We start from the raw sequence: 26,759 nt of genomic DNA on the forward strand, positions 1-26,759 counted from the left end.
TTCGTGTTCTTCGTGTGTTTCGGGGTCTTTCGAAATACCGTCCTTCAACGACTGACCTCGTCACGACAAAAAAAAACCGCCCGGCATTTCACCGGGCAGCCTCTTCTTCAATCAGCAACCCAAAATCAACAATCAGAAATTCTTTTCATTCATTATTCACCCTCGAAGAGGGTTCAGCATTCAGCATTCAACCTTCTACATTCAGCATTTCTTCTACCCCCACCCCAGCGAGATCCTTCCTCTTTCCGCTTCCACCTTCAAAATCTGCACCTCGATCACCTGGCCCACCGCCAGGGTCTCTTCGCGCGGGATCTGGGTGCGGTGCAGCAGGCCGTCCTGCTTGACGCCGATATCCACGAAGGCGCCGAAATCGACCACGTTGCGCACGGTGCCCTTCAGGTGCATGCCCGGGGTCAGGTCTTCCATCTTCAGCACATCCGAGCGCAAAATCGGCGCGGGGGCATCCGCCCGCGGGTCGCGGCCCGGCAGTGCCAGTTGATCCAGAATATCGGTCAGGGTCAGCTCGCCCACGCCCAGCCCGGCCGCCAGGTCCGCCAGTTTGACGTCCCGGCGCAGCAGGGCCAGCTTGCGGCGAATCTCCTCGGGGCGGGCGCCCGCTGCCACGCCGGCGCGCTGCAGTGTGGCCGCCGCCGCGGCATAGCTCTCGGGGTGGATGGCGCTGGCGTCCAGCGGGTTGTCGCCGCCCGGGATGCGCAAAAAGCCGGCCGACTGCTCGAAGGCCTTGGGACCCAGCGTCGGCACCGCTTTAAGCTCCTCGCGCGTGCGGAACGCGCCGTGCTCGTCGCGGTAAGCCACCATCTTCTCGGCCAGTTTGGGCCCGATGCCGGCCACGTTGGTCAGCAGGGCCGGCGAGGCCGTGTTCACGTCCACGCCCACCTGGTTGACTACGTCTTCCACCACACCGTGCAGCGCATCGGTCAGCGCGGTCTGATCCACGTCGTGCTGGTACAGCCCCACGCCGATCGAGCGCGGCTCGATCTTGACCAGTTCGGCCAGCGGATCCTGCACGCGGCGGGCAATCGAAACCGCGCCGCGCAGGCTGACGTCCAACTGTGGGAACTCGGCGCGCGCCAGCGGGCTGGCCGAATAAACCGACGCGCCGGCTTCGTTGGTGATGATGTACTGCAATCCCTTGACCTCGCGGCACAGCCGCGCCGCCAGGGCTTCGGTCTCACGCGAGGCGGTGCCGTTGCCGATCGAGATCAGGGTCACGTGAAATTGATCGATCAATCTGCGCAGCGTGGCCGCCGATTCTTCGAGGTGCTTCTGGGGCTCATGCGGGTAAATGGTGGTCGTGTCCAGCAGCTTGCCGGTTTCGTCCACCACGGCCACCTTGCAGCCGGTGCGGAAGCCCGGGTCCAGCCCCAACACCACCTGCCCGGCGATGGGCGGCACCAGCAGCAGCCCGCGCAGGTTATCGGCGAACACGCGGATGGCGTGCGCGCCGGCGGTTTCGCTCAGGCGGCGGCGCACATCCCGTTCGATGGCCGGGATCAGCAGTCGTTCGGCCGCATCATCAATGGCTATGCGCAGTTGGTCCGCGAACGGCGAACGCTCGTCCACCTTGTAACTGGCCGTCACCGCGCCGCGCCAGGCCGGCTCGGGGAGCGTAAAGCGCACCCGCAGTACCTTCTCGGCCTCGCCGCGGTCGATCGCCAGCACCTGATGCGGCCGCAGCCGCCCGGCCAGCGATTCGAACTGGTAGTACAGCTCGTAGACCTTCTTCTCGTCCGGCGCGTCCTCGATTTTTTCCACCGTCAGCAGGGCCTGCTGCAGGGCGCCTTCGCGCGTGCGCTGGCGCACGTCGGCGTTCTCGGCGATGGTCTCGGCCGCAATATCCCGCGCCCCGGCCAGCGCCTCTTCCACACTGGCCACCTGCTCGTTGAGGAATCCCTGCGCCATGTGTTCGGCGTCGTGCTGCGTGCGCGCCTGGGTCAAAATCCAATCCGCCAGCCCCTGCAGACCCTTATCCCGGGCGATGCTGGCCCGCGTGCGCCGCTTCGGCTTGTATGGCAGGTACAGGTCCTCCAGAACGGTCATCGTTTCGGCGGCCTGGATCTGGGCTTCCAGTTCGGGCGACAGTTTACCCTGCTCGGTGATCGAAGCCAGCACGGCCGCGCGGCGTTCGTCCAGCGCTTTCAGGCGTTCCAGCTCGGCCTGCACCTGGCGAAGCTGCTCTTCGTCCAGCGTGCCGGTCATTTCCTTGCGATAGCGGGCGATAAAGGGGATGGTGTTGCCCTCTTCGAGAAGCTGCACAGCGGCAGTCACCTGGGTGGGCTTGATTTTGAGGGTTGTGGCAATGCGGTCAGAATAGGTCATGTTTGCCTGTGGGAAATGGAATCCTTGCAACGCGGGCAATTCTATCACGATTACCCGGCCGCGCAGGCAACTCCGGCCGGGTGGAAAATGAGCATTTCGGCCAGATATGGTAAGATAGCGGCATGAGACGCTTCTTCCGCTGGTTACCCATCCTGATCATCCCCCTGCTGCTGTGCGGTTGCGACAGCTCCAAGAGCAGCGCTTCCTGCGAATCGACTTTCAGCGAGGGCAAGACGTTCGAGAACGCCTGCCAGTTCACCGTCACCGATGAAACCGCCCACGCCGATCTGGTCTTCACGGCCCACCTGTCCGCAGGCACCCTGCGCTGGTCGCTGACCGATCCGCAGGGCACGATCATCGAATTCGGCGTCGTCACGCCCGACGCGCCGGTCTCCTACGGCAAGGTCTTCGACGCGCCGGATACCGGCACCTGGAAATTGACCCTGGATTTGAGCGCCGGCGTCGGCAATTACAGCGCCGAATGGAAGGCCTATTGACGCCCCTTCCGGCCGCTTCACTCTCCCCCACCCGCCGCGCGGCGGGTTTTTTCTACCCTGACCGGGGCCTTTTTTTCTACCCTTAACCCCTGAGTTTTTTCTATCCACTATCGGGCACCGGTCAACAATTGGCTACACGAAATTTCAGGAAAAACGGCCGGATTCAACCTCCGGAATAAGAAAATCGGTCCAAAAAGGCGCGGCGAACCCGCGGGTTGCCCCCCTTTTAAGGACCGACTCTCTCGATTTTCACCCACGATCGGATGGAAAAGCGCGTTCGTTTCTGAAATTAACCCTCGAACAGGCCGTCGATCAACCCGTCGACGTAGCGTTTGCGTTCCTCCGGATTGCGCATATCGATCCCCAATTCGGCCTGGATGCGTTCGGTTCGCAGGAAAGCCCCCTGCAAAACCATGCACATCGTCACCGTCGCCTGTTTGGCGTCGCGCTGCGATTGCCTTTCCCGGCACACCGCCTCCACCAGCGGAAGGTAGGCCGCGATGGTCTGCTCGGTATTATCCCCCGCCCTGCCGTTGCGCAGGTCGCTCAAAATGGAAATCCTGGAGATATTCTCGTTGCCGTACAGAAAGGTGACCGTCGCATTGGCCGCGTATTTGAGCCGGCCCATGGCCGAGGTCGTCGGCCATGGCGCCAGCACTTCACCAAAATGCGCAATGACGTTTCCGATGATCTGCTGGACGCACTGCGCAATCAGGTTGTCCTTGGACTCGAAATAGTAATTGATGATCCCCACCCCCACCCCGGCTTCCTTGCAGATCTCCCGGACCGTGATGGCGTCGGGATGACTGCCCTTATCCTGAATCAGGCGGATGGTGGCTTGAATGATCTCGTTCTTCCGGTCTTCTCTCATGATCCTTTTATTTTATAACCGGAGACGCCAATCTGGCAATCAAACCCATGGCCAGCAGGCAAAATGCCAGGGCGTACAGGGCGATTCGGGGGGCCGTGATGAGCGGCAGGTCCCAGTGAAAGACCTGCACCAGGAAAATCAGCATGGCCAGCGACCCAAATAGGTAGCCGAGGATCGACCCGGGGTGGGCCGGCACGGCGATGAACTTGCCAACGCTGATCAGGCAAAACAGCATGCCCACGATCCCCAACACAATGACCGCCGACCTTTCTCCCCCGATAAAGAGAATGCTCTTTTGAGAGACACCGATATAGACGATCGCAGCAGTGACTGCGAGCTCCACGAAAAATATCGGCCAGGATTTCATCGAATTACCTCCATATATGAATAGCAATTTGAACTGTGTTTTGAACGTTGTTCAAATTATAGAAGCAATTCTTCTGCCTGTCAACCCTTTTCTGAAAACGGGCTGTGCGTTTGTGTTTCCCCCGACTTACCCCGGCTTGAAACGTCGGGTTTACGGGGGAAGCCCGTATCCACTCCGGCCATCGATACCCTTCCCCCTCCAACCCTGTCTACGGAAAATTACCTGTGACTTTCCGTAAACCCATTTTTTCCCCCTTTCCTTTGAAACGGGCAGTGCGCCTGTGTTTTCCCATACTTGCGTCGGCTCGTAACGTCGGGTTTGCGGGGGAAGCCTGTATCCACTTCGGCCATCTTTTCCCCTTCCCCCTTCAACCCGACCTACGCAAAATTACTTCTCTTCACTCTTCACGCTTCACTCTTCCCTCTTCACTCCGTGTCCTCTGTGGCTTCTTCTTATTCGAAACCTGTGGTTTTCTCTCTTTTTCCTCGTTTATACAACGACACTTTTTTTCACTTTCCGCTATAATTTACCCACAGGGAGGCGTTTCATGGCAAAACTCGATCTACGCAAGCAGTACAAGGATCTCTACAAAGCCGGCCCGGAACCGCATCTGCTCACCATCCCGCCGTTGCTGTACCTTTGCATCGATGGCCGTGGGGATCCAAACCGCTCGCCTGATTTCGCTGCGGCCATGCAGGCGCTCTACGCGCTGGCCTACGGCGTCAAATTCGCCGCCAAGAAGCAAAACACCGGCCATGACTTCACCGTGATGGCGCTCGAAGCGCTCTGGTGGGCCGAAGACATGAACGCCTTCAGCCTGGAAAAACGCGATGAATGGCTCTGGCAGGCCGTGATCCTGCAGCCCGACTTTATCACCCCCGCCCTGCTGGATGAAGTGCGCGCCGATACGTTGAAGAGGAAACCCGAATTGGCAGCCGCGCTGAACAAAACCACCTTGAGCCGGCTGGATGAGGGCCTGTGCGCCCAGATCATGCACATCGGCCCCTATTCGACCGAAGGTCCAACCGTGGCCGCCTTGCACGCCTTCATCGACGCCCAGGGCCTGCGCAAGACCGGCAAGCACCATGAAATCTATCTCTCCGACGCGCGCCGCTCCGAACCCGAACGCCTGCAAACGATCATCCGGCAGCCGGTGGAGAGCCGGGAAGAGTGATGCGTGATGAGTGATGCGTGAACCGGGATTGATGAAACGCCCAATCAGCATTCACCATTCATCATTCAGCATTTCTTCTCCTGGGCTTCACTTTTCACTCTTCACCCTCTTATCGTATAATTCCCCTCATGCTTCCCTTCTGGAAAACCAAACCGCTCGCCGACCTGTCGCGCGAGGAGTGGGAATCGCTGTGCGACGGCTGCGGGCGCTGCTGCCTGTTCAAATTTCAGGATGAAGACACCGAAGAGGTCTTCTACACCAGCGTGGCCTGCCGGTTCTTCGACCGCCACACTGCGCACTGCACCTGCTACGGCGAACGCAGCGTGCTGGTGCCCACCTGCCTGACGCTGGATACCGATCTGGTCCACAAACTCAACTGGATGCCCGAAACCTGCGCCTACCGCCTGCTGGCCGAGGGCAAAGACCTGCCTGCCTGGCACCCGCTGGTTTCCGGCAGCCCGGCCAGCGTCATCCGCGCCGGCGTCAGCATGCGCGGGCGGGTCATCCTAGAGAGCGAAATCGACATGGACCGCCTCGAAGAATACGTCATCGACACGTTGGATGGCTGTTAGCGATTAGCTGTTAGCTGTTAGCGGTTAGCTTTTAGCGGTTAGTCGTAGGTTGGGTTGAGTGATGTTAACCGGTGCTGCGGTCGATCCTGACCGAAACGAAACCCAACATCATTTTTCGCTCAGAATCTTGCTCCCCATCCTGCCAATCCTGTTCATCCTGTCGGTTTCTTCTCGGCGGATTGTTTGCCATAAATCCACGCCGCGTGCAGGTGCGGGTCCAGCTTGGCGCCGATGGATCAACGCCCACGCATATTCCCCGCTGGACCCTTACGCCGTTATGGATCCGAAACGAAACCCAACATTCTTTTCCCCCTCGGAATCTTTCTTCCCATCCTGCCAATCCTGTCCATCCTGTCGATTCCTTCTCGTCGGACTGTTGGCCATAAATCCACGCCGCGTGCAGGTGCGGGTCCAGCTTGGCGCCGATGGATCAACGCCCACGCATATTCCCCGCTGGACCCTTACGCCGTTATGGATCCGACCCGAAACCCAACATTCTTTTCCCCCTCGGAATCTTTCTTCCCATCCTGCCAATCCTGTTCATCCTGTCGGTTTCTTCTCGTCGGATTGTTTGCCATAAATCCACGCCGCGTGCAGGCGCGGGTCCAGCTTGGCGCCGATGGATCAACGCCCACGCATATTCCCCGCTGGACTCTTACGCCGTTATGGATCCGGCCAGGTCAATCATCCTCTACATCCTCTGGATCCCTGTTTTCTTATTCCCCAATCGCCGTCGTTTCCACCACCTTACCGCCGCGCAGATACAGCCTTGCCACGCGCGGCAATAGACTGGTGGTGACCTCGTAGTTGATCGTCCCGGCCAGGCGGGCCACTTCCTCGGCGCTGATTTGCTCGCTGCCCTGCCGTCCCACGAGCACCACCTCGTCATTCAGCTCCACCCCAGGAATCTCGGTGGCATCCACCACGAACTGGTCCATGCACACCCGACCGATCAATGGCGCGCGTTTGCCGCGAATCAGCACCTGGGCTTTGTTCGAGAGGATGCGGTGAAACCCGTCCCCGTAACCCACCGGCACCAGCGCAGCCACCGTCTCACGCTGGGTCACGAAGGTGCGCCCGTAACTCACCCCCGCCCCCACCGGCAATCGACGCACCCGGCACACCCGGCTCTTCAAGGTCAGCGCCGGATGGATCTCGAAGGTCGGGGTCCAGTCGTCGCTGGGCGGCATGCCGTAGAAGGCAATCCCGGGGCGCACGGCCTTGAAGCGCGCCTCCGGCAGGCGCATGATGGCCGCCGAGTTGGAGGCGTGCGGCAGCGGAATCTCGATCCCGGCGGCATGCAGCGCCGACAGCACCTCATTGAACACCGCCAACTGCCGGCGCACGTGCGTCAGATCCAGGCTGTCGGCCGTGGCAAAATGCGTGAAAAGGCCCTCGAGCTGCAAATTCGGCAGTTTGACCAGCGCCCGGGCAAACTCCAGCACCTCGTCCGGCATCAGGCCGTAACGGCTCATGCCCGTATCCACCTTGATGTGCACCGGCAGGGTGCGCCCAACCGCGCCGACCGCCGCCGAGAGAGCCTGGGCGAACTCCAGCGTCATCAGGCTGGCGGTCAGGTCGTGCTGGGCAATATACGGTGCGCCGTCCGGGGGTGTGTAGCCCATGACCAGCACCGGCGCGTCGATGCCGGCCTGGCGGAGTTCGCCGCCCTCGATGGCGCGGTGCACGGCCAGTCGCGTGGCGCCGGCCTGCAGCGCCGCCTTCGAAACCGGCGCGGCGCCGTGCCCATAGGCATTGCCCTTGACCGCCGGCATGATTTCCACTCCGGGCCCAACCTGGCGCCGGATCGCCTGCACATTGAAGGCGATCGCGTCCAGGTCGATTTCAGCCCAATTGACAAATGCGTGATCCATTGTTGCCTCTCGATACCTTTATCTTCTTCAACGCCCGCAGAAGGGTCGGGTGTCCAAAATCTTCCGGGTTCCCCCCAAAACCGCGCTTCGATTCCGCCCTGTAAATTCCTTTATCTTACCGCTCTCTTCCCATTCCGGCGGAAATTTCTTCACACGAGATCGATATCGGGATGTTTGGAAAAGCGTCCGGCCCAATCTTCCGGCGCAGGCCGGCGGTGCGCCCCCAATCGATCCAAGGCCTGGGGGCTATGAAAGAAGATACCCATCGACATTCTCGTCCAACATTGGCAGGCTACACACAGGTCGCCCTCTACAGGGATCGGCGGAGGGGTACACCCGTCGGCTTCCCAGGCGTCCCCGGCAAGAGGGCGACACGCAGGCCGCCCTCAACAGGGATCGGCAGAGGGGTACACCCGTCGGCTTCCCAGGCGCCCCCGGCAAAGGGGCGACACGCAGGTCGCCTTCGACAGGGATCGGCGGAGATATTGGAACGGGCTGATAAACGATCCGTGTCCTCGGCGCGCCATACTGGAAGAGGAGAGAGATTGATGTTTTCTTCATCCAATCCGCGATCAGAAATCAGCAATCTCCTCCTCTTCTCAACCGGCCCTCGGAATGGGCTCTGCGTTCATCATTCAGCATTCTTCATTCAGCATTCATCATTCCCAGAGGGTTTCCCAATCGAAGATTGTAATTCTTCACCCGCCCAGGTAGGCCTCCTTGACCCGCGCGTCGCCCAAAAGCTGCTCGCCGCTGCCGGACATGCTGATGGTGCCTGTCTCCAGCACGTAGCCGCGGTTGGCGTGCCGCAGGGCCATGTTGGCATTTTGCTCCACCAGCAGCACCGTGGTGCCGCTGGCGTTCATCTCACTGATTACGCGGAAGATTTCCTGCACCAGCACCGGAGCCAGGCCCATCGACGGCTCGTCCAGCAGCACCATGCTGCCGCGGCTCATCAGCGCGCGTGCCACGGCCAGCATCTGCTGCTCGCCGCCCGAAAGGGTCCCGCCCGGCTGGCTGAGGCGTTCCTTCAAGCGCGGGAAGATGGTAAACACGCGCTCGAAATCCTTGCTGATCTCGGATTTATCCTTGCGCTGCCAGGTGGCCAGTTTGAGGTTCTCCTGCACCGTCAGGCTGCCGAAAATACCGCGCCCCTCGGGCACCTGGGCGATTCCCATCGCCACGATGCGGTCCGCCGGAACACCTTTCAGCGTCTTGCCGCGATAGTTGATCTCGCCGCCCCACGGGATGACCCCTGAAATGGCCCGCAGCGTCGAAGATTTGCCCGCGCCGTTCGCGCCGATCAGCGTAACGATCTCGCCTTCATGCACCTCGAACGAAATGCCTTTCACCGCCTTGATATTGCCATAGGAGATGGTCAGATTTTTGACTTCCAACATCAGATTGCTTGCGCTCATCCCACACCTCCTGGTCCCAGATAGGCTTCCAGCACGCGCGGGTTGTTTTGGATCTCCTTCGGCAGCCCCTCGGCAATCGTCGCGCCAAAATCCACCACCTTGATTCGCTCGCAAATGCCCATGACCAGGCGCATCTGGTGCTCGATCAGAATGATGGTCAATTTGAAATCCTTGCGAATCCACTGGATGAAATCCATCAACTGCTCGATTTCATTGGGGTTCATGCCCGCCGCGGGTTCGTCCAACAGCAGTAAAGATGGGTTCGTCGCCAGCGCGCGGGCAATTTCCAGGCGGCGCTGCTGGCCGTAGGGCAGGTTCTTGGATATTTCACCCGCCAGGTTATCCAGCTTGAAGATTGCCAGCAGGTCCATGGCCTGATCGGCGATGCGTTCCTCCTCCCGGATGTTGGCCGGCAGTCCGAGCAGCGCGCCGCCCAGGGTGGTATGCACCTGCCCGTAGCAGGCAGTGCGCACATTATCCAGCACCGTCAGGTCTTTGAACAAACGGATATTCTGGAAGGTGCGCGCGATACCCCGGTTGGTGATCTCGTTGGGTTTCAGCCCCACCAGTTCCTTTTCCTTCAAACGGATGCTGCCCTTGGTGGCCTTGTAGACCCCCGTGATCAGGTTGAAGATGGTCGTCTTGCCGGCGCCGTTCGGGCCGATGATGCCCACCAGTTCGCCAGTCTCCAGGTCAAGGTTGAAGTCATTGACCGCGCACAGCCCGCCGAAGTAATGTGTGACGTGATCAATCTGCAGCAGCGGTGTCATGACCGGCCTCCTTCTTGGCGCGCCAGCGTTTGATGGCGAACAGGTCGTAGCCCGGCACGAACCAGCGCAGCTCGCGCAAGCCCATAATGCCGCGCGGCCGGAAGATCATCAGCAGCACCAGCAACAGGGGCATGAACACCATGCGCCACTGCCCCAACGGGCGCAGGATTTCCAGCAGTACGGTGTAGATGGTCCCACCCAGGATCGAGCCGGCGATCGAACCGATGCCGCCCAGGTAGACCATGATCAGGATATCCGTCGACTTCAGGATGTCGAACACCTTGGGGCTGATGAACTGCAGCACGTGGGCAAACAGGGCACCTGCCACCCCGGCGAAGAACGACGAGATGACGAAGGTCAGCAGTTTGGAGGTGCGCGTGTTCACGCTCATGAGTTCGCTGGCGATTTCGTCCTCGCGGATCGAAAGCACGCCGCGCCCGTAATTCGAGTAAATGAAATTACGAATGACCCAGATCGAAATGACCGTCCAGATGAACACCCAGGGCAGCGTGGTCAGCTTCTCCACGCCTGGGATACCGCGCGGTCCGCCGATGACATCGATATTCTCGATAACCGACTTGACGATCATGTTCAGGGCCAGGGTGATGATGGCCAGGTAGTCGCCGCGCGTGCGGAAGGACGGGAAGGCCACGATCAAGCCCACCAGCCCGGCTCCCAGGCCGCCGGCGATGACCACCAGCGGGAACAGGTACGGGTTCAATTGGGTGGGAATGATCATCGTCGTCAACACCGCCGAGATATAGGCGCCCACGGCCATGAACCCGGCGTGCCCCACCGAAAACTCGCCCATGTAGCCGTTGACCAGGTTCAGGCTGATGGTGAGGATGATGTTGATTCCAACGTACATCATGATCAACTGAATGTACAGGTTGACCAATCCGAATTGTGGAATGGCAAACGACAGCACCAGCCCAACTACCAGCAGGATCGGCAGCGCCTTGCGGCTGCTGGCGATGCGTTCCCAGGCGGGGGCCAGTTTATCAAATGTATTTTTGAGAGTGGTTTTCTTTTCGGCAGCCATGGTTACACCTTTTGTATGCGCGGCTTGCCGAGGATGCCGTTGGGCCGGAAGATCAGCAAAATCAACAGCAGGCCGAAGGCCACGAAATCGCGGTAGGAACTGTTGGTGTATGCCGCCACCATGATTTCCACCGTGCCCAGGATGAAACCGCCGATCATTGCGCCACGGATATTACCGATACCGCCGACCACCGCTGAAATAAAGGCCTTCCAGCCGATCAAAATGCCCATGTAGGGATCGATGACCGGAAATGCCAGCGCATACATCACCCCGGCTGCTCCACCCAGGCTGGTGCCCAACGCGAAAGTAGCCGAAATGATCAGGTCCACCGGCACGCCCATGAGCGGAACAATCGACTTGTCCCACGAGATGGCGCGCATGGCCATGCCCACCATCGTTTTCTGCACGATGAAGTCCAGAATGATCATCAACACAACCGACAGCGCGATGATCAATACCTGCAAGAATGATACGGTAACGCCGCCCAGATTCCAGGTGATTTCGGGCAGCAGTTGAGGCACCGATTGGGGATAAGGATAGAAAACCAGCGTGAAGTTCTCCAGGAACAGGCCCACGCCCAATGCGGTGATGATAGCCGAAACCCGCGGCGCCTGGCGCAGCGGCTTATAAGCAACGCGCTCGATGGCCACGCCCAATAACGCAACTCCGATCATCGATATCAACAGGGTTGGTATGAACGACAGGTGGAGAAAAGTGGCCACCAGAAAGCAAAAGAACGCACCGACCATAAACAAGTCGCCATGGGCAAAGTTGATCATGGTCAAAATCCCGTAGACCATGGTATAGCCCAGCGCAATCAGCGCGTAGATGCTCCCTAATTGCAGCGCGTTGAGCGATTGTTGGAGGAAGTAGATCATACGTCAGCACCTCCTGGGAGCGAACGGTTATCACTCTCCGCCGGCAGATTCGCCCGGGGAGAGGAAAGATACAAATGGGGGAACAGTAACTTGGAGAGAGTTAATCCGCCGGCAATGATCATGTGAATTCACAGGCGGGCAGCCGTGAAGACTGCGTTCAAGGGAAAAGGGATGGGGCGCGAAGCGGCCGCGCCCCATTGAAAGGAGTTCGATCTATGGATTGGCGTTGGCGTACCACACGAAGGCGCCGTTCTTGATCTGCAGGATCACAGCGCTCTTGATTGGATCGCCGGAGCCTTCCTGGAATTTCATGGTGCCGGTCACACCCTCGTAATTCGGGATGGTGGCCAGCGCGTTGCGGATGGATTCGCGGTCGGTCTTGCCGCCATTCTTCAACGCGGTCCACAACAGGCCAAAGGCATCGTAGGTCAGGGCGGCCACATCATCCGGCGTCTGGCCGTAAGTGGCTTTGTAACTTGCGATGAACTTGGTCGCCACGGGGGTGGCTGCATCCGGCGCATAGTGGGTGCTGAAGTAATACCCTTCGCACTCGGTGCCGCAGAGTTTGATCAGTTCGGCCGAGCCCCACGAATCGCTGCCCAGGAACGGCACTTCGATGCCCAGGCGGTGGGCCTGCTGGATCTGCAGCGGGACTTCGGAATAATAATTCGGCAGGAAGATCACTTCCGGAGCAGCGTCTTTAATCTTGGTCAACTGCGCCGAAAAGTCCTTGTCGCCGGTGGTGTAGGTTTCAAAGGCGACGACTGTGCCGCCATTTTCTTCATAAGTCTGCTTGAAGAACTCGGCGATGCCCTTGTTATAGTCAGAAGCCACATCGTACAGCACGGCGGCCTTGGTGGTCTTCAATTGCTCTAAAGCAAACTTGGCCACTACACGCCCCTGGAACGGGTCGATGAAGCAGGCGCGGAAGACATATCTCTTGGGCAGGCCGGTTTTGGCGTCCAGGGTTGTTTTGGGGTTGGTGGACCAGGGCGTAATCAGGGGAACCTTCGAGCTTTCGGCCACTTCGGCAGCCGGAATGGCGTAGCGGCTGGCGTTGGGGCCGATGATGGCAACCACATTCTGCTGGGTGATCAATTTCTGCGCCGCTGAGGCCGATTGGTCAGCCTTGCCGGCGTTATCTTCGATGAACAGCTCGATGGTGTATTTCTTGCCACCGACATCCAGCCCACCTGCATCATTGACCTCTTTGACAGCCATCTCGGCGGCGTTCTTGCAGGAAGCGCCAACGGCCGGAATATCACCCGTCAGTTCTGCGATCACACCGACTTTGATTGTATTGGCGCTCGCTGCCGTACCGCAAGCCGAAAGCAGCAGACTGCCAAGGATGAGCAGGCTGAGCAATAGCGAAACTCTTTTCATGGTCTCCTCCATAAACGATTGGGTTGTAACTGTGTGGGAGTCAACAAGAGAAAAACTGCTGACGAATCCAGATGCATCCCCCGATGGCACCACCTCCTTCGTAGAAGGAATATTCACGATGTAGGCATTGTTGGTGTATCTAATAATTATATAAAAGATATCCTGGATGGCAAGCATAAACCGGGTATCAGAAATAATGGAAATCACATATTTGTGGTCTGAATATCGGAAGCAAACCGCCCTGAGAACAGGTTTCTCGGCTGCCATCCCGTTGCACCATTTTCAGGTCCCATCCTCTCATAATTTTCTTCTTTGTGAGATAATAATAGAAAATAATTTCGAGGAAAATTCATGGTTGCAGAAATCGCGAATGCCATCCAGGAGATCCAGCAGCTTACCAATGCAAAAGCTCTGGATGCATACTATCGAAAAGGGTATGCGAAGATGCCAGCGGACCCGGAGTCATTTGTCGCAGCCTGCGACGAACTGGTTTCGAGTGGAAACTGGCGTGCGTTCTGGCTGGTCACACTGTGGATCAAGCGCAGGCAAAGCGCCTATGAGCTCGCCTATTTTGACGTCTATCAGAAATGGCTGCTCGAGCACATCCGTTCCTGGGGCGCCTGCGATGTCTTCTGCTATCGCGTCCTCAACCCCATGATCGAGAAATTTCCGCAGCTTTTCGATGCCGCGCTCACCTGGGCGCATTCCGAAAAGGTCTACGTCCGCCGGGCCTCCGCCGTTTGCCTGATCCAATCCACCCGGGCCTCCTTCCGGGTGAACGCGGAATTCAATCGGGTCGAGACGATCTGCGACCTTTTGAAAGACGACCCGCACATCCACATTCAAAAGGCGGTCGGGTGGCTCTTGAAATATGCGTACCTGACTCACCCCGGGGAAGTCGAAGGATACCTGCGCGCCAATCTTTCGACGCTCAGCCGCACCACCTTCCGCTACGCGCTCGAAAAGATGCCGCCCGCCACCCGCGTCGATTTCATGCGCTTGTAGAAGATCGGATTTACAGGATCAACAGGATATTAAGGATATCCAGGAAAAGAGATAGGACAGGGAATCAATCCAATTCCACAATTAATATAAACAAGATCAGTATCGTTTTTCTCGATGTACAATGTATACAAGCCAGTTGCTAATCGCTAATTGCCAATCGCCAATCGCCAATTGCCGGCAACCAACGGCTCCCCCGGAGGGATTCCCATGTCAGAGCAGCTTTTCGCCATCACCATTAGCCACCAGTTATGCAGCGGTGGATCGTTCCTCGGCCAGCGGCTCGCCGATCACCTGGGCGTGCCCTTCGTCAATCGCCAGATCCTGCAATACATTTCCGAAAAGCTGCATGTGGCCGAAAGTGTCGTCGAGCAGCGCGAGGAGCGCCTGAGCAGTTTTTGGGAGTCCTTCAGCCGCCTGGCCGTCTACACCAATCCATCCGAATGCCTGTCGATGGAAAACTACCTTCCCACCGACCGGGAGCTATTCGACCTCGAATCGACGATCATCGCGCGCATCGCCGAGAAAAAGGCGGCCGTATTTCTGGGACGCTGCGGCCGTTATATTCTGCGCAACCACCCGCGCTGTTTCAACATTCTGGTGCACGCCGACCTGCCCGAACGCATCGCGAGCGCGCAAAAACTGTATTGCGTCGAAGCCGCCGAGGCACGCAAATTGCTCGAGACCAACGACCGCGAACGCAGCGCCTACGTCTCGACCTTCACCCATCAGGATCCGTGGGACGCGCGCGGTTACGACCTTATTATCAATATGAGTAAGGTGGGAAGAGAAGCCGCAGTGGAAATTACACTGCAGGCGGTGAAGAGAATGTTGAATGAAGGATGAAAAAAGGTATGAGTGATGAGGAATGAGTTGCTGTGGTATGAGGAGGATGGCAACTTCCTCCTCCGCTTCACTCTTCACCTTTCACCCTTCACTCTTCTTCCTCATCCTCTTCCGGCCCAAAATCGGGTGTATACCAGTTTTCAGACTCGGATATATCGTGCGTCTTTTGGTCATCCGGGGTCAGCGGATCGTCCATGCGCACCAGCAGGGTGATGCCGGCCGTGCGCACACCATTCTGAGTCATCATGCGGCGCACTTTGTAGCGCAGGAAGTAATGCTGCACGGTTTCGTTGGCCAGAATATCCTTGACGGTCCGCACGCTCATCGCCGCGCGTTCGGCCAGCTCGCCCATCTCGGTATCGATCACGTTGCGCAGTTCGCCGTTGAGCGGATTCCAGTAGCACATGCTGCGCGCCGTCATGATCAGATGCACCGCTGAATGGCCCAACAGCGGCGTCCAGCGGCTCATGAAATAGTGCGTCACCACGATGGCGCGTTCGGGCTGGATGACCGCGGCGCGCTTGTCGCCGTAAGCCCGCGCCAGGGCCAGCTTGCGGGGTGAAGCGGCCGCCGTTTTGCGGTTTTCCTTCACGCGCGGCGGTTTTTCCACGTCCGTCTCTGGCGGCGCGTCGATCACCCCGGCTTCCGCTTTCACTTTCGCAGGTCCGGTCACCACCAGGTCCAGCTTGACCGGATTGCCGTACACGCCGCTGAGCTGCCTTGAAATGGTGGCGCCGAAACGCGACTCGGCCAGATCGCGGGCATAACTGGATGCGGCTGCCAGCGTGTAAGTGCCGTTCGTAAAGGCCACCGGCTGCAGCGGCTCGAGCCAGGTGCGGTAGCTTGCCCGCTCCACCTGTCCCTGAAGCTGCCCCAGCACAACCTGCCAGGCCTCCTCGGGAGAAGGCGCCTGCAAGTTCATTTGCCTGGCTTGAACGGCTGATTCCATTCGGTGTCCTGCCGGAGCAACGCCCCCGGCGGCGGTTCCCTACGAACCTGAAGTCTGCGTTGAGCTCGAGGCCGGCGCCGACTTGCGGGTCAGCGCGCGCACCTGGCCTTCCAGAAAGTCGACCACCATCTGAAAGTCTTCCTGGCGGATGTCCTCCGATCGGCTGACGCCCGACAATCGGGTGATATCCATGTAAATCCCCGGATAGGGTTTGGGGATGCCCTGTTCCTGCATCAGGGTCCCCAGCGTGGCAACAGCCTGGCGGAGCTGGCCCAACTGCTCGGGGTTGAGACGGACCTTCGGCCCGGCCACTGCCTCGATCTGGGTCACCTGCTTGCGCAAATCGCCAAAGGCGCCGCGAATTTGCTGCACCTTTTCGTCGTGCGACTTACGCAGCTCGGCCAGCTCCGCCTCGACTTTTTTTGAGAGTTCCTCTTCGAAGGTTTCCTGCTCGGCCACCATGCGGCCGACCGATTCGCGCAGAAACTGGAGCTCGCCGCGTTCGCTGATGCCGAAGTGCTCGGCCAGCACGGTGTGGGCTTCATCCAGAAAGGCGGTCAGCAGTTCGCGCGCCTGCTCATCCTGCACGCGTTCCAGTTCGACGCCGGTCAGGAAGAGCGGCACGGCCGAAGCCATCAGGCACAGCGCGGGTTGGGCGCCGCCCGGGGTGTTCAAAAGAATGGTGGCCGTGTAGGGCGCAAAATAGCCCTGCTGGCGTGAGAGGCGCTTGCGCTGCGCGCGTGAATCCAACCCAAAGGCCTCGCACAGCGAGCGCAGCGAAACATAACCCTTGCCGTCGGCCAGATCGGCCGTGGCAATTTGCTTGCCGCGGAATTCCAAGCTGCGTTCGGACCTGGGTTTGAAAACTGGAGCTTCGAAGGGATTTTCCAAAGGTACCTCCATTCTCAACGCACCGGAAGGACGGCAGCGTTTGCGCCGTACTTCCAGGCGGCATATTCTTCGGCCAGTTCGCGGCTGTCGAAGGCCGCGTGAATTTCTCCGCCCGGCAGGCTTACCCCCCACCCCAGCCGCAGGCGCAGGCGCTGCCTGGAGGGCCGTTGCTCGACCGCGCTCCGCACCGCCAGATTGGTGGCCGCGTTGTTGCGCGGGTTTCCGTCGCGGTGCGTGATGACCTTGCCGGCCTGCAGCGCGACTTCACCGAAGGCAGCATAGGCAATGATGCGGTGTACGGGCAGGTGATTGCGCGCCAGGCTGACGGTGCTGTAACCGGATCGGTCGATCCGTGTTTTCAGAACCTTGCCCCGCAGGCCGAACACCTCGCCGGTCTCCAGGTTCACTTTAACCTGTCGGCTGTCAACGAGCTGTTGGATGAGAAGCGAAGTGCGGGTCAGCATGGCGTCCCTGTTGGCCAGAGGGGGGCTGGTCCATCATGATCACCCCCTTTAATGAACGAATTCGATGAAGAATAACAGAACATATTTTCTATTTATCATACATCGAAAATCGGAATAATCAAGCCCTCGTCCGGAGGAGTCTCGAGAGGAAGTCAAAGTTGGGTTGGTTATGCGAAATATCCTCATCGTTATTTCTTCCCTAAATAGGGCTCGTTTCGGGTAGAAATTACTCGTTCCCGCCGGCCATGCGTTCGACGAGCTGCAGCAGGTTGTCCACATTGGCCTCATCACCCATGCGCGCCAGGCGGCCGCTGCAAATGCGGGTGAGAATCCCCACCGTTTCTCCAACCGAGACCTTGCGGCCGATCAGATTGGAAAACCGGTCCTGCCATTCTTCCAGTTCGTTGACTTCTCCCTGTGACAGGGTAATGCCGACCTTGTGGCGCGGGATGGGCGCGGGCGGGCGGCCTGGCGGGCGGGTTTCCGGTTCAGAAAGGACTCGCCGGGCTTCGTACAGTTGAACCCAGGCGCTGCGATTAGAGGAATGTGAAGAGGTCATTGTTTCGACACCTCGCGAGCAATATCGATATTGATGGCGGTGGCATCGCTTGCCAGGAGCAAATCGGTGGCCAGTGCGCACAGGCGGATCATTTCACGCGGCACGCCCTGCGAGGCTTCGTAAAGCATCTCGAAGGCGTCGTCGTCGATGAGCGGGCTGTTGCGGCCGGCAACACGCAAGCGGAAGAGCACCATCTGCAAAGAGGAGGAAAGGGTGAGCGGCGGCAGCGCCAGTCGTACGAACACGCGCGCGTTGACCGCTTTATTGGTCTCGAAAACCGCCGACATTTCAAGCTGCCCAAACGCGATCACCTGGGCCACCTTGGCGTCGTAATCGAAATTGTACAGGCGGTGAATCACTTCCAAGGCGTCCGGATCCATCAATTGGGCGTCATCGAGTAAAATGATGACATTGCGGTGAGCCGTGTAGGCGTCCGCCATCAGGCGTTCGAGGCCTTCCATCTGGCGCTGAAAGCTGCGCTGCGGGGGTACGTTGAGCGCCATCGAGATCTGGCGGGCAGCGTCCATGGCGGACTTGAAGGCGGCGGTGTGAATGTAGCAAATCAGTACGTTCTCTTCGGCGGCATAGACGTCATACAGGCGACGGGCGAGGGAGCTTTTCCCCATGCCCATATCTCCCGAAATGAGCGCCAGGCCGCGCCGCCGCGAAATGACGCCCTGCGCCTGGCGGTAGACGGCCAGGTGCTCGGGGCCGAGAAAGAGAAAGCGGGGGTCTGCCGACAGCTTAAAGGGATCTTCCTTGAGCCCCAAGCGATCCAGCCGCGCCACTTTCCATTCTTCATCGCTCGCAGTATTAAACATAAATCCTCCACTCCTTGGATTATTAAAGCACAATTGGAGGCAAATTACAAGAAGTTAACGTAACTTGTTGGGTTTGGAACATGATTTAGCGTAATTTATTGAATCTCAGGTCGTTTTATGCTAAACTATCACTGTCCGATCATTATATAGCAGAAAAACAGAAATCGAAGCGTGATGTAGCATTAATCAGGGATTTTTAGGCTTAAGAAGGTGCAAATGGCGCTCACCATCACAGTTGCGAATGAAAAGGGCGGGGTAGGCAAGACCACCACAGCGGTCAATCTGGCAGCCGGTTTGGCGTTGCGTCTTGCCGATCGTCCCGGCCCGGCCGGACGGGTGTTGCTGGTGGATATGGATCCGCAGGGGCACGCGTTGCTGGCGACCGCATTTGGGCAGCCTCCCGTGCAACCCGCCGACTCGCTGGCCAGTTTGCTCACAGAGACTCCCCCACCCTCCGTGCAACGCCTGATCCAGCGCTCCACCCATCATGATAACCTGTTTTACATCCCCAGTCACCGGGCTTCCATGGTGGAAGCGGCGCGGGTGCTGCCGACGTTGATGGCCAATGAAACCCGCCTGGCTCGCGCGCTGTCCCCGGTGGCTCACCAGTTCGCCTACGTCATCATCGATACTCCCCCCAACACCGGCGATCTGCTGGTCAATGCCCTGGTGGCCGGAGATGCAGTCATCATCCCGGTCGAGACCAGCTACCTGGGCGTCTCCGGTCTGCGTGAACTGGAACGCACCATCGAACAGATCCGCATGTTGTTTCGCCCTGAATTGAAGATCCTGGGCTATCTGCCAACGCTGCTCGAGGAGCAGCGCGGCGAGGCGCAGGAAATATTGGTCGAGCTGGAAAAGCGTTACCGCGGTTACATTTTGCCGCCCATCCACCGCTCCTCCGATCTGGCCTACGCGCATTCCAGCCACGTGGATGTGTTTACCTACCGCCCGCCGCGCCAGCGCCGCGGGGAGCAGATCGCCTCCAGTTCGAGGCCCACCCAGGAATATGCTCAGTTGGTCGACCTGGTCTTGCAGCGCACGAATTCGGGAGGCACTTATGCCGCGTAAACGCTTCAACGCCTTCGAAGATTTCCCTGCCGAGACGGATGAACCCAAGATCGATCTCAAGCCGGCTCAGTCCGCCCAACCCGCTGAAGCCAGCACCGTCGAACGCATCGAACGCCTCAAGCCGTCCCAAATGCTGCCGGACCGATTTCAACCCCGCCGCCTGCTGCCCACGCCGCTGCGCCGGGATTTCTTTACCGGAAAGTCGGATTGTTATCAGAGTGCCGAAGCCTGGCTGGCGCTGGCCCACACCGAACCCGCCTACCGGGCCGAACTCGATCGCCTGCTGGCCATGGGATCTTCCTTCGAAGAACACGGCCAGATCAAACCGATCACCGGCACCTGGGCGCCCGCAACCGATGGCCGTTACATCTTCCTGATCGAAACCGGCGAGCGCCGCTTCTGGGCGGCCTGTCTGCAGAAGGTCCAGCATCATCTGACGGACGAACCCCGTCTGCGTGTCGAAGTGATCAGCCGCCCGACCCGCCAGCGCCAGGTGCTGGAGAACCGTCACGCCGAACCGCCCTCCGCGGTGGGGCAGGCCTGCGAAGTCGCCTCGCTCATCCTGGCGGAACTGGGTATCCAGCCCGATGCGGCCCTGAACGATGATTTCGAGTATTTCCGCCAGGCTCGTTCGCAGCGCATGCCGGCCGGGTTGTGGGATCGCATCATGCCGGTCATGCAGTTGACCCGCCCGCGCATGGTCCAGCTTCTCAACATCCTGCAACTGCCCACGCCGCTGCTCGAGCTGGCCGACCGCCACCGCCTGCCGGAACGCGTGCTGCGCGAAGTGCTCGCGCTGGCCCCGGCGCAGTGGGAACGCATGCTGCGCGTCAGCATTCAGAATCAATTGACCTCGGATGAAGTGGTCGAAGCCGCGGCGGCCCAGACGGCCACCTCGCCGGCCGTCAAGAACGATCCACCCGCGCAGCCCGACCCGGTCTACAAAGCCGCCAGCGGGCTGCGCCGGTTTGCCAATACCATCAACGCGCTGGACGAGTTTTCGCAGACGCAGGCGCTGGACGAAATCGCCGACAAACTGGTCGTCACCGGTCAGGCGGAAGGGTTGCTGGTTTACCTGGACGAGCTCTCCCGACTGATCACAGCGCGTCTATCGCGCCGCTGAAACCGTCCTTCCTTTCGAAAAGCCGCACAAACCTGTGCGGCTTTTCTTTTTCTCAAGAGGGATTCGTAACCGTGGTAACAGATCAGGACCGGCGCTTTCGGGGGATCACGGCTTCCCTCAAATAGGGGGGGAGCAGCCCGGTCCTAACTTTACCGATTCCTCGGTTTACAGACGGAATTTGGCCCGTCGGAAGGTTCATTTTTGGGAATGAATGGTCCAAAAAGAATTCTTTCAATCCGACGAATGAAACCCCCCGGATCCGCCAAAAGCTGAATTTTCAAACGTTGTAAACCTCCAAGGGGCGACGCTATGATTATTTGAGTGTCGCCCCTTGTATATTTTGGCATTTCGATCTATGATTTTAAGTATCCTTGACGGATGGAAAACACCCATGACCGACCTGAACCTGAAACTCGAGGCGCTGGAACGGATCCAGGCCCAGGCGCATCTCACCCCGCGCGAACAGGCCCGCCGCCGCAGGGAACGCGAACACACCCGCGCCCGGCGCGAGCAGCGCGTAACCTACGATCTGCCGCCCGTGCTGCGCCGGCGTTTGCAGGCCCTGGGCGAGGAGTTGCGCATCCCGGCCAGCCAGCTGGCCGCCCTGGCCATCGGCCGCTTCCTCAACGATTACACCGCCGGGGCTGTGGACCTGGGCGCCTACAAGCAGCCCTCGCGTTCCCCGCGCTATGATTGGAACCTGCACCTGCCGAATGAGATCATCCGCGGACGGAGGAAGAAAGCTGTTAGCGATTAGCTGTTGGCGGTTAGCACTTGGCTGTAGAATAAGATCGTAAATCAACCTTTGCAAGTGTTCCCGATCTCGACTCATCACTCATCTCCGAATACCGAATCAACGAATACCGAATACCCTTCTTCTCCTTCCTCGTAATAAGTCGTTAATTAAGAGTCGTTAATATGAATCACGTGCAATTTTTGCACGCAGGTGAAGTGCAGATTTTGCACCCTCCCGGCGTGCATTTTTTGCACGTTCGGCGGCCTTGAGGCAAAGATTTCCGGCAGGCCTGAATGCAGAATTTGCAGCCTGGCCAGAGTGTAAAAATGATCCTCAGGCCTGCGGGTATTTTTCGCCTTCTGGCCTGAATGCAATCTTTGCATTCAGGGTAACATCGTCTTTGAAAACTGCGTATAGCTTAATGGTTCTTGGAATCCTTTAACAAATGCACTGCTTGAACTTTCCCTGTAATATGCTAGAATAAATCATCCAGATCGTTATTGTTGATTACCATTTGTGGGGAATTTCACGGTTGCCGCTCTGGATTTCGCATCGTATCTACATTTTTCCATAGCCAATCGAACGTTTTCTGTTTTTGACGTTTGCGTCCTGAAAAATTTAATACCGGACTTGGGGTGGGATTGCTTCCCCTGGCAGTCTCACCCCGTTTTTTAAGTAAACCTGGATTTGATCCCGCTGACCGCCAGGGTGGGGGATGCCTTCTCAGGTATAATTGCGGATGCAACTTGCTTAAATCCCCTTTATGAATATCGAGGTGAGTATGCGCCGTTTTGTCCTCCTGCTGCTTTCGCTGACCCTCGCGCTGCTCCTGCTGACCGCCTGTTCGGGCGGCAAGGACGACGCGGCTCAAACCGTCGCTGCCTACCTGCAGGCCCTGATCGCCAGGCAGTCCGACCAGCTCTCCACCCTCTCCTGCGCCGATTGGGAAGCCAGCGCGCTCACCGAAATGGATGCCTTCCAGAACGTCGAAGCCCAGCTCGTGGGGCCGGACTGCGCCACGACCGGCCAGGACGGCGACACCACCCTGGTGATGTGCAGCGGCAAGATCACCGCCAGCTACAACGGCGAGCTCCAGGAATTTCCACTCGGCGACCGCGTCTTCAAGGTGGCCACTGAGGGCGGCGAGCTGCGCGTATGCGGCTACCGCTAAACGTTCTGCGCCGCGTTTTCTCGAAGGAGAACCTGCTGGCGCTGCTGGTCTGCCTGATTCTCATCGCGCTGGTGATCTTCACCGCCGATTCGGCCCCGCTGTGGATTTACCAGGGCTTCTAGTATGGGCCTGACCCACATCCTGGCCTTCGGCGCGGCGATTCTGCTGGCCCGGCTGATCTTTCACCTGCGGCCGGCCGCCTACCCGCGCGCCTGGGGCTGGCTGCTGCTGGTCGCTTCGGCCCTGGCCATCTTCTGGCTGCAGCCGGCCGTTCCCATTCGCAACTTCGACTTCTACTTCCCCGTCGCCACGCTCGCCCTGGCGACGCTGTGCTGGGCCGTGACCGCGCCGCCCGAAACCCGCCGTGAACGCGAGAACTGGATCGCCGGCGTTGCCCTGGCCGGGACGGTGCTGCTGGTGGCCCTCACCCGCTACCTTTCCCAGACCGGCCTGCTGACGCCCTCGCGCCCGCCGCAGACCCTGCCGGTGCTGGTCGTGCTGGCCGCTGCCGCCCTGCTGACCCTGCTGCTGGTGCGCTTCACCCGGCCCACCCCGCGCATCCTGACCGCCGGCATACTCGTACTCGTCCTGGTGTTCGTGCTGCTCAAGACGCCCGCCCTGGCCCAGTGGAGCGCGGCCGGGCTGCGCGCCCTGATGGGGCAGGAAGCTGCCCTGGCCCAATCGACCGACCTGCGCTGGCTGGGCTTCTCCTACGTAGCCTTCCGCCTCATCCACACCCTGCGCGACCGCGCCACCCGTCGCCTGCCGGCCGTGACCTTGCGCGAATATCTCACCTACGCCATCTTCTTCCCGGCCTTCACCGCCGGGCCCATCGACCGCCTGGAGCGCTTCATCAAGGACCTGCGCGCCCCGGCGCCGCTCGCATCCGCCGACCTGGCCAACGCCGGCCGCCGCCTGCTGACCGGCCTGTTCCAGAAGTTCGTGCTGGCCGACGCCCTGGCGCTGGTCGCGCTCAGCCCGACCGCAGCCGCCCAATCGACCGCGCCGGGCTGGCTGTGGCTGATGCTGCTGGCCTATTCGCTGCAGATCTATTTCGACTTCGCCGGCTACACCGACATCGCCATCGGGCTGGGACTGCTGCTGGGCATCCGCCTGCCCGAAAACTTCAACCATCCCTACCGCAAGCCCAGCCTGACCCAGTTCTGGAACAACTGGCACATGACGCTCACCCAGTGGTTCCGCGCCTACGCCTTTAACCCGCTCACCCGCGCCCTGCGATCGAACGGCCGTCTGCCGGTGTGGAGCATCGTCCTCATCACCCAGCTCGCCACCATGACCCTGATCGGCCTGTGGCACGGGGTGACGCCCGGCTTCGTGATCTGGGGTGTGTGGCACGGGCTGGGACTGTTCGCCAACAACCGCTGGAGCGACTGGATCAAATCGCGCGCCTGCGGCCGTCCTGCGGTTGCCGCCGCGCTGAATGCTTCACCCATACCTGCGACCGTCCAGCGGTTGCTGGCCGCGGCGCTGCCGCCAATGACCACCGCTCTGACCTTCGTCTACGTCAGCCTGGGCTGGGTGTGGTTTGCCCTGCCCGATCCGGCGCTGGCCGGGCGGACGCTTATGCGCCTGTTCGGGTTGGGGTAGGGGAGGGGGACCATGGACCGTCCGACGCGCACCCTGTTCAATGCCCTGTGGAAGGGCGTGCTGCTCTTCGTCATCCTCGATTTGCTGGTGGCGTTGATCCCGCCGGGCGCCTTCAGCCGACTCAGCCTCTACAACAGTGTCTTCCCCGGCCGCCAGCGCCTGCCCTTCGGCGAGAACATCCAGCGCTCGGATAACCTCTCGCTCTACGACCTGGACGCCATGTTCGCGTCCCTGGCCCTGCCCGCCGCCAAGCCCGCCGGCGAGTACCGCGTGCTGGTGGTCGGCGATTCGTCCGTCTGGGGCACGCTGCTGCGCCCGGGCGAGACCCTGGCCGGACAGCTCAACGCCCTCGATCTACCGAGCCGCGACGGCCGGCGCGTGGTGGCCTACAACCTGGGCTACCCGACCATGTCGCTGACCAAGGACCTGCTGCTGCTCGAGCGCGCCGCGCAGTACCAACCTGACCTGATCCTGTGGCCGGTCACGCTGCAATCGCTGCCGCGTTCGGCCCAGTTGAGCTCGCCGATCGTGGCCAACAACGCCGCCGGCGTGCGCAGCCTGATCCAGCGCTATGGGCTCGACCTGGACGCCGCCGCGCTCTCCGAACCGACCTTCTGGGGACGCACCCTGATCGGGCAGCGCCGCGCCCTGGCCGACTTTTTCCGCCTGCAATTGCTTGGTTTGCCCTGGGCGGCCACCGGCATCGACCAGGACTACCCGGCCGATTACACCCCGGCCGCGCGCGACCTGGAAGCCGACGTCACCTTTGCCGGACTGAGCGGCCCCGACCTGCCCGCGGACGCCCTGGCCTGGGACGCCCTGCGCGCCGGGATGCAGATGGCCGGCGACACGCCCGTCCTGCTGGTCAACGAACCGATATTAATCAGCAACGGTAAGAATTCAGACCTGCGCTATAATTTCTTTTACCCGCGCTGGGCCTACGACGCCTACCGCGCCCAACTCGCCGGCCTGGCGGCCGCCAACAATTGGCGTTACCTGGACCTGTGGGACGCTGTCCCCGAAACCCACTTCACCAACTCGGCCGTGCACCTGGACCCGAGCGGGGAAGCGGCGCTGGCGCGGAAAATTGGGGCAGAGATCGGTAATCGTTGATGCGGTAATCGGGATTCGCTAATTCGGTATTCGTTGCTTAGGCCGGATACCCGCATACCACATACCGCATTCCTAATACCGAATACCTAATACCGAATACCTGACACCGTCTTCTTCTCATTCAGCATTCTACATTCAGCATTCAGCATTCCCATGAAACCTTATCGCTTTTTCATTCTCCTCATCCTGTCCATCCTGTTGTTCTCTCTTCTCCTCTCGGCCTGCTCCCCGGCCGTGACGCCGTCCACCGCCGTCGCCCCGGTTACCTCGCCGACCGCTGCTTTGATGCCGAGCGACACCCCGACCGCGACCGACACGGCCCAGCCCCAGCCCGGCGACACGGCCGCCCCATCGGCCACCGCGCCCAAACCCACCCTGGGCCCCGACGACTGGAAGAGCCTGCCGGTCATCCCGGCCGTCAGCGACACGGCCCGCGCCATCTACCAGAAGGGGCTCGCGCTGGGCAACGACCCGGCCCGCTTCTCCAGGATCGGCGACTGCCAGAACATCTCTACCTACTTCCTGGCCGGCTTCGACCAGCCCGGCGCCTACCAGCTCGGCGAGTACACCGACCTGCAAGGCGTCATCGACCATTTCGCGGGCTCATTCGGGCGCACCAGCCTGGCCGTCAAAGGCGGATTCAACGTCGCCGCTATCCTCTCGCCCCTGCACGCCGACCGCAGCCAGTGCGAATCGACCGAATCGCCGCTGGCTTGCGAGCTGCGCGCCAACAAACCCGCCATCGCCATCCTCAGCTTCGAGACCTGGTGGTCGCAAAAGCCGGCCGAGGTCTACGAGAGCTACCTGCGCCAGGTCATCGACTACACCATCGCCCAGGGCGTGGTGCCCATCCTGGCCACCAAGGCCGACAACCTGGAGGGCGACAACTCGATCAACCAGGCCATCGCCCGCGTCGCCGCCGATTACGACATCCCGCTGTGGAACTACTGGGCCGCTGCGCAGCCCCTGCCCAACCACGGCCTGACCGCAGACGGCTTTCACCTGACCCACGCCGACTTCTACGACTTCTCCTCGGCCGAGAACCTGACCACGGGTTGGGCCTGGCGCAACCTGACCGCGCTGCAGGCATTGGATGCGGTGTGGAAGGGGCTGGAAAAATGATGAATATAGAATGCTGAATGAAAGAAGCAAATTCATTTGGTGCCGTAATACGGCTTCATAGGCTTGGTACGGGCGGGTCCCGGACCCGCCCGTACAA

27 protein-coding genes are annotated in these 26,759 nt (G+C 60.0%); 13 read left to right on the forward strand and 14 right to left on the reverse strand.

What is annotated here, in order from left to right; translation table 11 throughout:
* Positions 1-213: 213 nt before the first annotated feature.
* Positions 214-2,340, reverse strand: coding sequence for a Tex family protein (locus tag LARV_RS19355; RefSeq protein ID WP_075075449.1), 2,127 nt, complete (start codon positions 2,338-2,340; stop codon positions 214-216).
* A gap of 122 nt (positions 2,341-2,462) precedes the next feature.
* On the opposite strand from LARV_RS19355, the gene LARV_RS19360 reads away from it, so the two are divergent.
* Positions 2,463-2,837 carry a hypothetical protein gene (locus LARV_RS19360; RefSeq protein WP_075075450.1) on the forward strand — a complete coding sequence of 125 codons (375 nt, stop codon included), beginning with the start codon at positions 2,463-2,465 and terminating at the stop codon, positions 2,835-2,837.
* A 289-nt stretch (positions 2,838-3,126) separates the two neighbouring features.
* Here the strand turns inward: LARV_RS19360 and LARV_RS19365 are convergent, their stop codons facing one another.
* Positions 3,127-3,708, reverse strand: a complete 582-nt coding sequence (locus LARV_RS19365; protein WP_075075451.1) for a TetR/AcrR family transcriptional regulator — start codon at positions 3,706-3,708, stop codon at positions 3,127-3,129.
* 7 nt (positions 3,709-3,715) lie between these two features.
* The gene (locus tag LARV_RS19370) at positions 3,716-4,075 is read right to left on the reverse strand and encodes a hypothetical protein (RefSeq protein WP_075075452.1); all 360 of its coding nucleotides are present in this window, start codon (positions 4,073-4,075) and stop codon (positions 3,716-3,718) included.
* Between the two features lie 547 nt (positions 4,076-4,622).
* On the opposite strand from LARV_RS19370, the gene LARV_RS19375 reads away from it, so the two are divergent.
* Positions 4,623-5,249, forward strand: coding sequence for a GyrI-like domain-containing protein (locus tag LARV_RS19375; protein WP_075075453.1), 627 nt, complete (start codon positions 4,623-4,625; stop codon positions 5,247-5,249).
* 128 nt (positions 5,250-5,377) lie between these two features.
* Positions 5,378-5,821 (forward strand): YcgN family cysteine cluster protein, encoded by a 444-nt coding sequence (locus LARV_RS19380; protein ID WP_075075454.1) that lies wholly within the window; start codon positions 5,378-5,380, stop codon positions 5,819-5,821.
* A 716-nt stretch (positions 5,822-6,537) separates the two neighbouring features.
* Here the strand turns inward: LARV_RS19380 and alr are convergent.
* From alr to LARV_RS19410, 6 genes are all read right to left on the reverse strand, one after another.
* Positions 6,538-7,695, reverse strand: a complete 1,158-nt coding sequence (gene alr / locus LARV_RS19385; RefSeq protein ID WP_075075455.1) for an alanine racemase — start codon at positions 7,693-7,695, stop codon at positions 6,538-6,540.
* A gap of 698 nt (positions 7,696-8,393) precedes the next feature.
* Positions 8,394-9,095: an ABC transporter ATP-binding protein gene (locus LARV_RS19390; protein WP_083522799.1), complete on the reverse strand. Its 702-nt coding sequence runs from the start codon at positions 9,093-9,095 to the stop codon at positions 8,394-8,396.
* A 14-nt stretch (positions 9,096-9,109) separates the two neighbouring features.
* Entirely contained in the window at positions 9,110-9,883 is a 774-nt protein-coding gene (locus LARV_RS19395) for an ABC transporter ATP-binding protein (RefSeq protein WP_075075457.1), read from the reverse strand.
* Entirely contained in the window at positions 9,861-10,925 is a 1,065-nt protein-coding gene (locus LARV_RS19400) for a branched-chain amino acid ABC transporter permease (RefSeq protein WP_075075458.1), read from the reverse strand. Before LARV_RS19400 ends, LARV_RS19395 begins: the two co-directional genes overlap by 23 nt.
* Positions 10,926-10,927: 2 nt before the next feature.
* Entirely contained in the window at positions 10,928-11,803 is an 876-nt protein-coding gene (locus LARV_RS19405) for a branched-chain amino acid ABC transporter permease (protein WP_075075459.1), read from the reverse strand.
* A 213-nt stretch (positions 11,804-12,016) separates the two neighbouring features.
* Entirely contained in the window at positions 12,017-13,186 is a 1,170-nt protein-coding gene (locus LARV_RS19410) for an ABC transporter substrate-binding protein (protein ID WP_075075460.1), read from the reverse strand.
* A gap of 351 nt (positions 13,187-13,537) precedes the next feature.
* On the opposite strand from LARV_RS19410, the gene LARV_RS19415 reads away from it, so the two are divergent.
* Both LARV_RS19415 and LARV_RS19420 read left to right on the forward strand, forming a co-directional pair.
* The gene (locus LARV_RS19415; RefSeq protein ID WP_075075461.1) at positions 13,538-14,191 is read left to right on the forward strand and encodes a DNA alkylation repair protein; all 654 of its coding nucleotides are present in this window, start codon (positions 13,538-13,540) and stop codon (positions 14,189-14,191) included.
* A 207-nt stretch (positions 14,192-14,398) separates the two neighbouring features.
* The gene (locus LARV_RS19420; RefSeq protein ID WP_075075462.1) at positions 14,399-15,034 is read left to right on the forward strand and encodes a cytidylate kinase-like family protein; all 636 of its coding nucleotides are present in this window, start codon (positions 14,399-14,401) and stop codon (positions 15,032-15,034) included.
* An 88-nt stretch (positions 15,035-15,122) separates the two neighbouring features.
* On the opposite strand, the gene LARV_RS19425 is transcribed toward LARV_RS19420, so the two are convergent.
* The 5 genes from LARV_RS19425 to LARV_RS19445 all read right to left on the reverse strand — a co-directional run bounded on the left by LARV_RS19425 (position 15,123) and on the right by LARV_RS19445 (position 18,718).
* The gene (locus tag LARV_RS19425) at positions 15,123-15,983 is read right to left on the reverse strand and encodes a DnaA N-terminal domain-containing protein (protein ID WP_075075463.1); all 861 of its coding nucleotides are present in this window, start codon (positions 15,981-15,983) and stop codon (positions 15,123-15,125) included.
* Between the two features lie 39 nt (positions 15,984-16,022).
* The gene (locus LARV_RS19430; RefSeq protein ID WP_075075464.1) at positions 16,023-16,874 is read right to left on the reverse strand and encodes a phage antirepressor N-terminal domain-containing protein; all 852 of its coding nucleotides are present in this window, start codon (positions 16,872-16,874) and stop codon (positions 16,023-16,025) included.
* Between the two features lie 14 nt (positions 16,875-16,888).
* Positions 16,889-17,338 carry an HNH endonuclease gene (locus LARV_RS19435; RefSeq protein ID WP_075075465.1) on the reverse strand — a complete coding sequence of 150 codons (450 nt, stop codon included), beginning with the start codon at positions 17,336-17,338 and terminating at the stop codon, positions 16,889-16,891.
* Between the two features lie 226 nt (positions 17,339-17,564).
* Positions 17,565-17,897: a hypothetical protein gene (locus tag LARV_RS19440; RefSeq protein WP_075075466.1), complete on the reverse strand. Its 333-nt coding sequence runs from the start codon at positions 17,895-17,897 to the stop codon at positions 17,565-17,567.
* Complete coding sequence (locus tag LARV_RS19445; protein WP_075075467.1) at positions 17,894-18,718, reverse strand: ExeA family protein; 825 nt, start codon at positions 18,716-18,718, stop codon at positions 17,894-17,896. Before LARV_RS19445 ends, LARV_RS19440 begins: the two co-directional genes overlap by 4 nt.
* A gap of 216 nt (positions 18,719-18,934) precedes the next feature.
* On the opposite strand from LARV_RS19445, the gene LARV_RS19450 reads away from it, so the two are divergent.
* The 8 genes from LARV_RS19450 (at position 18,935) to LARV_RS19485 (ending at position 26,662) form a co-directional block, all read left to right on the forward strand.
* Complete coding sequence (locus LARV_RS19450) at positions 18,935-19,789, forward strand: ParA family protein (protein WP_075075468.1); 855 nt, start codon at positions 18,935-18,937, stop codon at positions 19,787-19,789.
* Positions 19,779-20,912, forward strand: a complete 1,134-nt coding sequence (locus LARV_RS19455; protein ID WP_075075469.1) for a hypothetical protein — start codon at positions 19,779-19,781, stop codon at positions 20,910-20,912. The genes LARV_RS19450 and LARV_RS19455 overlap by 11 nt, the downstream gene beginning before the upstream one ends.
* 391 nt (positions 20,913-21,303) lie before the next feature.
* A complete protein-coding gene (locus LARV_RS19460; protein WP_075075470.1) occupies positions 21,304-21,669 on the forward strand; it encodes a hypothetical protein in 366 nt (121 codons plus the stop codon).
* Between the two features lie 760 nt (positions 21,670-22,429).
* The gene (locus LARV_RS19470) at positions 22,430-22,819 is read left to right on the forward strand and encodes a hypothetical protein (RefSeq protein ID WP_075075472.1); all 390 of its coding nucleotides are present in this window, start codon (positions 22,430-22,432) and stop codon (positions 22,817-22,819) included.
* Positions 22,804-22,941 carry a hypothetical protein gene (locus LARV_RS20490; RefSeq protein ID WP_172797953.1) on the forward strand — a complete coding sequence of 46 codons (138 nt, stop codon included), beginning with the start codon at positions 22,804-22,806 and terminating at the stop codon, positions 22,939-22,941. Before LARV_RS19470 ends, LARV_RS20490 begins: the two co-directional genes overlap by 16 nt.
* A gap of 1 nt (position 22,942) precedes the next feature.
* A complete protein-coding gene (locus LARV_RS19475) occupies positions 22,943-24,427 on the forward strand; it encodes an MBOAT family O-acyltransferase (protein WP_075075473.1) in 1,485 nt (494 codons plus the stop codon).
* A gap of 12 nt (positions 24,428-24,439) precedes the next feature.
* Positions 24,440-25,540, forward strand: coding sequence for a hypothetical protein (locus tag LARV_RS19480; RefSeq protein ID WP_075075474.1), 1,101 nt, complete (start codon positions 24,440-24,442; stop codon positions 25,538-25,540).
* 153 nt (positions 25,541-25,693) lie between these two features.
* Positions 25,694-26,662 (forward strand): SGNH/GDSL hydrolase family protein, encoded by a 969-nt coding sequence (locus LARV_RS19485; RefSeq protein ID WP_075075475.1) that lies wholly within the window; start codon positions 25,694-25,696, stop codon positions 26,660-26,662.
* The last annotated feature ends 97 nt before the right edge of the window (positions 26,663-26,759 follow it).

This window comes from Longilinea arvoryzae (assembly GCF_001050235.1).
Classification (GTDB): domain Bacteria; phylum Chloroflexota; class Anaerolineae; order Anaerolineales; family Anaerolineaceae; genus Longilinea; species Longilinea arvoryzae.